Origin of the sequence: Thermophagus sp. OGC60D27, assembly GCF_052400625.1 — a bacterium.
Lineage (GTDB): Bacteria > Bacteroidota > Bacteroidia > Bacteroidales > Marinilabiliaceae > Thermophagus.
On the sequence record NZ_JBQTGH010000021.1, the window covers coordinates 24185 to 35077 of the forward strand.

Annotated in this window: 7 protein-coding genes; all 7 read left to right on the top strand. The window is 41.4% G+C overall.

Going from position 1 to position 10893, the window contains the following annotated elements:
• Positions 1 to 7 precede the first annotated feature (7 nt).
• Entirely contained in the window at positions 8 to 1795 is a 1788-nt protein-coding gene (locus ACT29H_RS16230) for a RagB/SusD family nutrient uptake outer membrane protein (RefSeq protein ID WP_444822705.1), read from the top strand.
• A 29-nt stretch (positions 1796 to 1824) separates the two neighbouring features.
• On the top strand, positions 1825 to 2931 hold the full coding sequence (locus tag ACT29H_RS16235; protein WP_444822706.1) for a DUF5627 domain-containing protein: 1107 nt from the start codon (positions 1825 to 1827) through the stop codon (positions 2929 to 2931).
• A 19-nt stretch (positions 2932 to 2950) separates the two neighbouring features.
• Positions 2951 to 5179, top strand: coding sequence for an endo-1,4-beta-xylanase (locus tag ACT29H_RS16240; RefSeq protein ID WP_444822707.1), 2229 nt, complete (start codon positions 2951 to 2953; stop codon positions 5177 to 5179).
• A gap of 3 nt (positions 5180 to 5182) precedes the next feature.
• Complete coding sequence (locus tag ACT29H_RS16245) at positions 5183 to 5446, top strand: hypothetical protein (RefSeq protein ID WP_444822708.1); 264 nt, start codon at positions 5183 to 5185, stop codon at positions 5444 to 5446.
• An 81-nt stretch (positions 5447 to 5527) separates the two neighbouring features.
• Positions 5528 to 9112, top strand: a complete 3585-nt coding sequence (locus ACT29H_RS16250) for a family 43 glycosylhydrolase (protein WP_444822709.1) — start codon at positions 5528 to 5530, stop codon at positions 9110 to 9112.
• A 455-nt stretch (positions 9113 to 9567) separates the two neighbouring features.
• Entirely contained in the window at positions 9568 to 9936 is a 369-nt protein-coding gene (locus ACT29H_RS16255; RefSeq protein WP_444822710.1) for a transposase, read from the top strand.
• A 68-nt stretch (positions 9937 to 10004) separates the two neighbouring features.
• Positions 10005 to 10893, top strand: an 889-nt coding sequence (locus ACT29H_RS16260) for an IS3 family transposase (RefSeq protein ID WP_444822712.1), incomplete at its 3' end; no start/stop codon positions are given.

The window sequence follows — 10893 nt, forward strand, 5'->3', positions numbered from 1 at the left end:
TTCAATTATGAAGAATAGAAATATAATATCAATCATTGTAATGGTTTTTACGCTCTTATTTGTCCATACAGGATGTGAGGACACATTTGAGCCTGCTATTGAAAACCACAAAGACCACGATGACTTATATAATATGCCTGCTTGGGCAGTTGGCCTGTTGGGGCATGCATACATTAGTAATCCTGTCGGATCCTGGTCTTTTAATGATGTAGCTACCGATGATGCCGTTTCAAATGATCCTAACAATGGTTATCGTTTAATGGCTACCGGATCATGGACCGCAACCAACAACCCCATGGACAGATGGCAGTATCTGCGTGCTTCATGGCAATACCTGAATCAATTTATAGATATTGCTGATGAAGTAGATTGGGCAGATGATCAGCTTGTTGCCCAAATGTTCAGAGACCGTTTTAAAGGAGACGCATATGGTATGCGGGCACTTTATATGTACCATTTATTGCTCAATCATGCAGGATGGGCAGAAAATGGTGAGTTACTGGGTATCCCGATTGTTACTGAGCCGGAAGATCTGAACTCCGAATTCAATGTACCGCGCAATACGTTCCAGGAATGTATAGATCAGCTTTATGCAGATGTGGATTCTGCAATCCGACTTTTGCCAGAGGAATATGGAGCAATTAGCAGTGACAATCTGGTCCCTGAAAAATATAAAGCTTTGGGGGTGGATGCCGGTCAGTATACCCGTGTTTTTGGAGACAATGCTAAAAATCGCATGAATGCACGGATTGCCAGGGCTGTAAGGGCTCAGGCTGCTCTACTTGCTGCAAGCCCCGCATATAGTGATGGATCCAATGTAACATGGGAAGAGGCTGCCAATAGGATGGCTGAAGCTTTGAGCGGACTTGGAGCAAACCCAATTGCAGAAATTGACCCGAATGGACATAAATGGTATGCTGATGCTCAGGCAATTCAGAACTTACCGGCAGGTGAAAATCCTAAAGAGATACTTTGGCGTGGAAACAAGGAAGAAAATCTGTCGCTTGAACAGGATCATTATCCTCCAACCTTGTATGGGAACGGACGCTTGAATCCTACACAAAATTTGGTAGATGCTTTCCCAATGGACAACGGGTTACCTATCACCGACCCCGGCAGTGGGTTTGATCCAGACAATCCCTATGCCAACAGAGATCCGCGACTTGCTCTGTATATCATTTATAATGGTAGTGAAGCAGGTCCGAATAACACGGAAATTATTACGGCAGCTGACGGAGATGACAACAACGCCCTCAACAAGACGGAGACATCTACCCGAACAGGTTACTACATGAAGAAACATTTGAACCAGTCAGTAAATGCAAACCCTGATAATGAAGTCTCATCTTACCACTATAAGGCGTTTATCAGATATACTGAACTATTTTTGGGATACGCTGAAGCAGCCAACGAGGCATGGGGCCCCAACGGTACAGGTCCAAACGGTTATTCGGCTTATGATGTGATTAAAGCGATCCGTCAACGGGCAGGAATCGGAGTCAATTCTACCGACGACTATTTGGAATCAGCAAGAAACGACAAAGATATGATGCGTGAATTAATCCATAATGAAAGACGTCTGGAGCTTTGTTTCGAAGGATTTCGCTTCTGGGATCTTCGTCGCTGGAAGAAGGATATCACCGAGCCTGCAAAAGGAATGCAAATCTCTGGTGGGGAATACAACATTCTGCCACAGGTTGAAAAACGTGATTACAAGGATTATATGTATTACGGCCCCATTCCTAATGGAGAGGTAAATAAATTCGATCAACTGCTTCAAAATGAAGGATGGTAAAACGTATTTCAATTATTAAAAGAATTGACATGAAAAGAATATTATATATAACGCTATTGACAACTTTCGTTGCATGGTTGTTAACTTCCTGTGAAAATGGAGAGTGGGAATTTCCCGATTATGAATATACTACCGTATATTTTGCTTATCAGAGCCCTGTTCGTACTATTGTTCTTGGCGAAGATATATTTGATACATCTCTGGACAATCAGTATAAATGCCAGATAATGGCAACTATGGGAGGGGTTTACGAGAATAATAAGAATGTGGAAATAGGCATTAGTGTGGATGAATCTCTTTGCGAAAATCTTGTTTTTGAAGAAACAGGAGAGGATGTCCTGCCGATGCCTTCCGAATACTATTCTCTCTCTTCTGATAAAATAATTATTGAGAAAGGTAGCGTATTGGGTGGAGTAACGGTTCAGTTGACTGAAGCGTTCTTCAATGACCCGAAATCACTTGAAGCCAATTATGTGATTCCGGTAAGGATGACCAGTGTGACCAATGCTGACACAATCCTTTCAGGAAAACCACTTGTGGAAAATCCCAAACGGGGCGTTTCATCTGGTTGGGATGTTCAGCCCAAAGACTATATTCTCTATGCGGTGAAATATATCAATCCTTATGATGCTAACTATCTGCGAAGAGGAGTTGATGAGATAACAAAGGATGGTGTAACTGAAACAAAGGTTAGGCATAATGAATATGTTGAGAAAGATGAAGTAGTGAATTTGAGCACACTTTCATTAAATGCTGTTCAGTTTCCAATGGATTATGTCAGCAAGGATGGACATGATTTGAATTTTAAGTTGAATCTGTCCTTTGATGATGAAGAAAATGTTTCCGTTTCACCATTTGAAACAACTTATCAGGTGAACGACACCGTTAGAGTTCTAAACGGTTCAGCTTCTGGTACGGGTGAGTTTGTTAAGGACGGTGATAAAAACAGTTGGGGCAATAAGGATAGAGATGCTTTGTATTTGGACTATGACGTCAGTTACGAAGTGGAGATCAGATATCCAGTCTCAGGTCAGCCGGATCATCTTCAAGAAGTTTCGTATAGTACGGTTGATACTCTGGTAGTTCGAGACAGAGGTGTAAAGGCAGAATGGTTTACCCCTGTATTAAAGAATTAATTTGCTAAAAAATATGGATATGAGACATAAAATTAATGCTTTAGGTGTGAGTATCATGTTGTTGGTGCTGGCAAGTTCTTGTGTTGATGATACAGGCCTTGAATATGATGTGCAGAAGCCTGAGTCTATTCAACAGGTGGAATACCTGAATGACTATGATGCCCTAAAAACCTATGTTGACAGAAGCGCAAATCCGGATTTTAAGCTTGGAGCCGGAGTAACTGCAAGTAAATATAGTGAACTAGGACTTGAGTATCGAGTTATGAATTCTAACTTCGATGAGATAACCGCTGGTAATGCAATGAAGTACGGATCTGTTGTCCAAGATGACGGTTCCATGGATTTTGCCCAAGTGGTTCAATTTGTGGGTGCAGCCAAAGAAGCAAATACTGAGATTTATGGACACACTCTTGTTTGGCATGCACAACAGAATAAGGTATATCTTGAGAGTATTATTGCAGATCAGGAAGTTGAAATTGATCCCAATGATGCCAATAATGCGTTGCACATTAGCACCTCGGACGCTAATGCTAATATTTGGGACTGGCAACTAAATTATGTTTTACCCACCCTCTTAACTCAAGGGGTGGAATACACATTAAAAATGCGCGCGAAAGCATCTGAAAATTATACTGTTGCGTTCTGGAGATATGATGGTTCGATTACTGATTATGGTCCCGATTTTTCTGTGGGAGATAGCTGGAGCGATGTTTCGATTACATTTACTCCTTCAATGAATGCAACCACTTTACAGTTCTGTTTCGGAACTTTTGCAGGTGATCTCTACTTTGATGACATGGAACTTACAGCAGCCGGGTCCGAGGAAAATATGATTGAAAACGGTGCTTTTGACAATGAGGTACTAACAGGCTGGGAAAAACCTAGTTGGCATGCTTATACATTTGAAGTTGCACCGGTTGCAGCAGGGCCTGCTACTTGGTGGACCAATCTGGTTACCAACAGTGATGTGGAAAGTGATGATTTGTCGAGTTTCAAGGCTACTGAATCTACCGTTGGACCCAACGATGCCACTATCGGTGCGCCCGGTACGGGTGCCGACGGTGTTGGCAGAGCCATTGTGGTACAGACTGGTGATAATCCGTCAAATCCATGGGACTCCCAGTTCTTTATTACGGTTCCTTATGAGTTTTCAGAGGGTGAGAAATACCGCTTCAGTATGAAGATTCGTGCTGAAAAGCCTGCCCCGTCCGAATCTCAGGCACATGCACAGCCAGGACAATACCTCCACTGGTCTATGGTGGGAAGTCCGAACTTTACGACTGAGTGGCAGGAATATAGTAATTCCGGTGAAATTCTGGCGGAACAGGATGGAATGAGCACCATCGCTTTTAACCTCGCTGTTTTTGAAGAAGCTAACACCTATTATTTCGATGATATTTATTTTGAAATCGAAGAATCAGGAAATAAGATTTCCTTAACAGATGAAGAGAAGGCTGATACTTTAACGTATGCATTGGACAAATGGATTGCCGGAATGATGGAAGCCACCAACGGTTATGTTAAGTCATGGGATGTAGTTAATGAACCGATTTCAGGTGAAGATAACGATGGTGACGGTTTTTATGATCTTCAATCGGCTGACACTGGTGATCCTGAAAATAATTTCTACTGGCAGGACTATCTTGGAGATAACTATGTACGTATAGCTGTGAAACTGGCACGCGAATATGGTCCGGGTGATATGAAATTATTTGTCAACGATTACAACTTGGAATCTGACTGGGACGACAACCAAAAGCTGAAAAGCTTGATCCACTGGATTGAACAATGGGAGTCCGATGGTGAGACTATCATTGATGGCATTGGTACGCAAATGCATGTTTCATACCATATGAATCCGGAAACACAAGCCAGCAAGGAAGAGCATATTGTACAAATGTATGAGTTGTTGGCAGAAACCGGCAAATTGGTGAAAATCACCGAGCTGGATATGGGGCTGGTGGATGAGAACGGCGATGCTGTAATGATAGATGATGGTGTGACTCAAGAACAACATATGGCAATGGCTGAGTTTTATAATTTCATCATTCGAAAGTATTTTGAAATTATTCCAGCAAACCAGCGATATGGCATTGCACATTGGAGCCCTGCAGATCCTCCATCATCTTCATCTTGGAGAGGTGGAGAACCTATAGGTTTATGGACCGAGAACTTTGATTATCGTAAACATACCTATGTCGGATTTGCTGAAGGACTTGTAGGCGAAGAATTTGTTGGGACTGAGTAATTTTTGATTTTTTTTCTAGCATCTCCTCCCGGTTCTTTCCGGGGGGAGTTTCTTTATTCTTTTGTTGCTTGCTTCTATACCGAATGGATCGTTGATGATCAGGTTGTTGGTCAAATGCTTTATGATCATAAATTCGATTACGATGAGAATATCAATGTTGTTAATGATCCTGAATTTAAGGAAATCGTTGTAATGGTGAAAAAATATCTGAATCAAAAGCGTAAGGAGATAGCTGAGAATAGCAGGAAGCTGAAAAGTGAAAACTAATGGTTGATAAAAAGACAACTAATAATTATTGAATAAATGTGGTACTGTACCAGAGGCTATAGGCAACTAAAAAATTGAACTATGAATGCCAGATTTTTACTACTCTTAAGTTTTGTGTTTTTTTTATCTGTTGATATGGTTTTCGCGTGGGAAGGTATGCCCACACCCCGTTTGCATGTGGAAGGCAGATATTTAAAAGACACCCATGGCAACACCGTTAATCTTCATGGTTTTGCTCAAACATACAGTCCCTGGTTTAACGAACGCGGACAATACTGGGATAATTATGATGTGGAAGGATGCCTGACATACAACCAGGGACTCATTGATGATATTTTGGATAAGGGTTGGAAGATGAATTTTATCCGTTTACACATGGATCCTTACTGGTCGAATGAACCTGGTTGTACGCCTGATGGTCATGAACTGCCAAATTGTTTTAGTGAAACCCGATTCAGAAAATATCTTGATGAGGTTTTTGTCCCCATGGCCGAGTATGCTATCTCTAAAGGGTTGTATGTAGTTATGCGCCCTCCTGGTGTTTGTCCTGAAGTAATAGGGGTTAACGATGAATACAACTATGCTGAGTATTTACTTAATGTATGGAATATTGTTTCGTCTCATCCAAAGATTAAAGCAATGGATGAGGTGATGTTTGAACTTGCCAATGAACCCGTGAGAATTAAGTTAGCTGACGGAAGTGTTGGAAGCAATAGCCAGGCTCATTTCGATGTATTGAAAGACATTTTCCAGCCTGTTGTAGATAAAATTCGTGAAAATGGGTTCCATAATGTTTTATGGGTTCCCGGTTCGGGATACCAGTCTCAATATAAAGGTTATGCAGTAAATCCCATTGAGGGGGAGAATATCGGCTATGCCGTTCATATTTATCCGGGTTGGTTTGGAAGTGCTGATGGCTATGATGTATTTAAAAGAGAGTGGGATGCAAATGTAAAGCCGGTTTCTGACTTTGCACCAATTATGATAACGGAAATGGACTGGGCACCCGGGAAATATGAGGATGTATCCTGGGGAACCGGAATCACAGGAACCGCCGGAGGAGATGGATTTGGAGCAAATTTCAAGAAAATAATGGATGATTCAGGCAATGTTAGCTGGTTGCTTTTTACCAGTCCGCACTTGCTTGCAGATTTTACCAATGAAGCCCCTGCTGATGGCGAACCCTATACATTCCTGAATGACCCGGAAGCATGTCCCTGGCCTGTTTATCATTGGTTTCAGGATTATGCCAACGAAAACTATCCTCGTCCTGAGTTTGAATGTCAGTCCCATAGTGATAATGGTGACGGAACATATACCAATCCTTTGATACATGCCGATTTTCCTGATCCGGATGTTATACGCGTGGATGATGTTTATTATATGGTAAGTACCACCATGCATATCTTTCCGGGTGCTACCTTGCTGAAAAGTTATGATCTCGTTAACTGGGAGTATTGCAGCAATCCCCTGGAAATGATAGAATCTAGTGATGCCTATAACCTGTTGAACGGAGAAAACCGGTATGCTCGAGGACAATGGGCATCAAGTTTAAGATATAATGACGGTAAGTTTTACATCATGTTTAATACGCTGGATGAGGGCGTGTTTCTGCTAACAGCCACCAATCCCGAAGGCCCGTGGACGTTGGAGCAGCTTTCGCGTAGTTACTACGATCCCGGACTGTTTTTCGACGATGATGGTAAAACTTATGTGGTTCATGGCATTAATACCATCAAGATAACCGAACTGGATGAAAATTTTGAAGCAGTGGGAGCGGACCGGACGGTGATTGAAAGACCCGATGAAGGACTTGAAGGTTGTCACATGTACAAAATAGACGGGTATTATTACATTTATGCAACTTATGGCGGATGGCCGGCTTCACAGGTTGCTTTCAGATCAACTGATATATTCGGATCCTACGAAGAGAAACTGCTTCTGGATGATGACAATATCCATCAGGGGGCTTTGATAGAAACGCAAACCGGGGAATGGTGGACTATATTGTTTTATGATAAAGGTGCTTACGGTCGTTTCCCCAACCTGCAGCCGGTTACATGGGTGGATAACTGGCCGGAGATCGGTGAAGACGGAAAAGGCGTTACCACTTATCGAAAGCCTGATGTCGGGTGTGAATTTGCTGTAAAAGTTTTGCCAACTAACGACAATTTCAGGGATTACAAACCTGGATTGCAATGGGGCTGGAATCACAATCCGGATAACTCTGAGTGGTCTTTGTTTGACCGTCCGGGCTTTTTACGTTTAAACACAGTTAATGTGGTTTCAGAACTTCCCGAGGCAAGAAATACACTTACGCAGAGGATATTTGGATATCATTCGGAAGGAGTTGATTCGTATGGTACCATTAAGATGCATGTTGCCAATATGAAAGAAGGAGATGTGGCCGGGATGGGTGTTTTTCAGGATCCCTATGCATTTATTGGGGTAACCGTGACAGAGGGAGAGCGAAAACTAATTGCAGAAAGCGATGGCAATGTAGAAACCGGTATTGCATTGGAAGATACAGTTGTTTACCTGCGTGCTGTAGCCAATTATGGCACCAGTAAGGCCCGTTTTTATTACAGCACTGATAATGAAACCTACACCCGTTTTGGACAGGAATTGGATATGGTCTTTGATCTGTCCGTTTTTACAGGAAATAAGTTTTGCATCTTTAATTATGCAACTGTGACTACAGGTGGATACGTTGATATTGATTGGTTTACTACAGAGGTATTTTTTACCGAGGAGATGTTCTACGATGACAATTTTTCCGGATTCACCGAAGATCAGCTAACAATCGAAAGCCTCTCTGTGGAGAACACTGAGATGCAATTGCTAACGGGAACCAGCAAGACATTGAGAATTACCGCCCTGTTTCAGGACGGGCATACGGAAAATGTTTCTACAGAAGCTACTTATTCGAACAGTAATCCGGATGTGGTCAATATCGTAAACGGGCAAATTGTTGCCGGCGAAAACGGCGAGAGTCATATTACCGCGACTTACCAGGACAGAGTAGGAAATCAACAAACCATTGAATTTAATGTGGTGGTTAGCACTTTTCCGTTAACCAATGAACTATTTAATCCCTCTATATGGGAAAACGGAACTTTTGACGAAACAACTGGCGAATTAATTACAGGACAGTATGGTTTCGGTGGCTGGCAATACGATAACGGATTGGATTTGTCCGGATATAAGTATTTGGTTGTCAGGTTAAAGGAAGTTCCGGAAAATGGAGCCTCCTTCCGTATTTTTGATGAGAATAGCTATTGGTCTTCTCCATATACCCATGATGTTGAAAATGAAGCAGAATTAATTATAGACCTTAACCGAATGGAAAAAGAGGTGGATGGTCAAATGGTAGCTGTTGATCCATCGCATATTTATATTGTCGGTTTTTGGTCTTTGGGTGGTAGTCCTGTTTTTATTGATGATGTGTTTTTGTCAAACTCCGATGAATACAATACTTCCATTCAGGAAGTGATTTATGAAAAGATCAAACCTGATGATATTGTGGATGTATATTCTGTTACGGGACAAAAGCTCCGAAACGGGGTTAAAAGAAAAAATTCTACTTCAGGCTTGCCTGCAGGAGTCTATATTATGGGGAATTCGGAAAAAGGATATGTAAAAATAGTGGCGGACGGTACTTTTTAATCTGAGACCAGATTTCAATAAACAAAATGTTCAGGCCCTTTTGGGAACTGAACATTTCGTTTTTCTGATAATATAGGGGAGTTGAGCATTAACATCTTTTTATAGGAATGAAACGAGCATGGCGACTTTTGTCACAAAAGAGCATGTATAAATTTCATTCAGCCATGCGAGTTCCATTCGACCAATGACTTAAATAAATTATATACGAATGAAACCCTCATCGCCGGGAATATTAATTATAGCGGATTGGCGACAAAAGGACATGTAATTTGGGGGGATAGAAAAAGGCCCTTAGCTTAGTATAACAAAACAATACATAAAAAAGCTAAGAGCCATGAAAAAAGAAGTTACAGAATTCGAACTAGTTGTTGAACGTGGTTGCGGAATGGATGTGAATAAAGATACTGTCATGTCCTGAAAAAGGTTTACAGAGAAAGTAAACAAAAACAAGTACAATGAAGAGGAAAGTAAACCCTTATTCGGACGAATTAAAACATTCAGCTGTTCAGAAATATTTATTCACGAACAAGAGTCGGCGAGAGATAATGGAAAAATATGGGATAAAGGGCCATAGTTGTTTAGACAATTGGATTCGTAAATTTGGGGTCTCGAAACCGACAAAACAAGAAGTAAAAATCCTTGAAATTATGGCCAAAGAAAAAGCACAAAGTCCTCAAGAGAAGGCTCTTGAAGCCCGGGTAAAGGAACTGGAGAAACAACTGGAATACGAGAAGTTACGTGTTATAGCGTTAAATAGGCTGATAGATATCGCGGAAAATGATATGAAAATTCCGATAAGAAAAAAGTCTGGAGCCAAACAGTAGCCTCCCTGCATCAGGATGATTTACCCCGGGAAATAAAAGGCCGTCCGGGGATAGACACCTGGTGTCGCCTGTTTGGCAAGAGTAGACAGGCCTATTATCAACGCAGTAAATATGTATACAAAAATATGTTGCAAGAAGAGATATTGCTGCAAATGGTAGCCCAAGAGCGGCAATTTATGCCACGTGTAGGGGGACGGGTTCTGTTAGAGCTAATAAAGGGAAAATTGCCCCCCCATTTAGTTCCTGGCAGGGATAAATTTTTCGATGTTTTACGAGCCCATAAACTATTAGTAAAAAGGAGACGATTGAGAGCAACAACGACCGACAGTAACCACTGGTTAAGGAAGTATCCCAATTTGATAAAAGGGTTCTGTCCGGTAGCGGCGCATCAATTATGGGTTTCAGATATAACGTATATACGGATAGGCGGAGATTTTGCCTATTTAAGCTTAATAACAGATGGCTACTCACGAAAAATAATTGGATGGGCCTTAGGTGATACACTGGAAGCCAAACATTCAGTAAAAGCCTTAAAAATGGCCTTAAGGCAGCTACCCAAAGGTAAAAAGGGGGTATGTCACCATTCCGACAGAGGCGTTCAGTATTGCAGTGAAGAATATGTAAAAATATTGAAAAAGAAAAAATTTCAAATCAGCATGACAGAAAGTGGGGATCCACTGGATAATGCTATAGCAGAGCGAATAAACGGCATATTAAAAGATGGCTGGTTAAATGATATACAATTTAGAACAATAGATGAAGCAAGGAAGAAAATATCAGAAGTCATCCGAATATATAACACTCGCCGTCCGCACAGCAGCATAAATATGCTAACGCCCGAGAAAGCACATCTAATGCAGGGAGAATTAAAACGATTATGGAAAAATTACTATAAATATCCGGATGGAAATCTTCTAATTAATAGTGAAAAAGATGACGGAGACCCGGCGAAGCTAT

Excerpts from the sequence above, each read along its gene's own strand:
- ACT29H_RS16230 (WP_444822705.1), top strand. The coding sequence starts at position 8 with ATGAAGAATAGAAATATAATATCAATCATTGTAATGGTTTTTACGCTC.
- ACT29H_RS16240 (WP_444822707.1), top strand. The coding sequence starts at position 2,951 with ATGAGACATAAAATTAATGCTTTAGGTGTGAGTATCATGTTGTTGGTG.
- ACT29H_RS16255 (WP_444822710.1), top strand. The coding sequence starts at position 9,568 with ATGAAGAGGAAAGTAAACCCTTATTCGGACGAATTAAAACATTCAGCT.
- ACT29H_RS16250 (WP_444822709.1), top strand. The coding sequence starts at position 5,528 with ATGAATGCCAGATTTTTACTACTCTTAAGTTTTGTGTTTTTTTTATCT.
- ACT29H_RS16235 (WP_444822706.1), top strand. The coding sequence starts at position 1,825 with ATGAAAAGAATATTATATATAACGCTATTGACAACTTTCGTTGCATGG.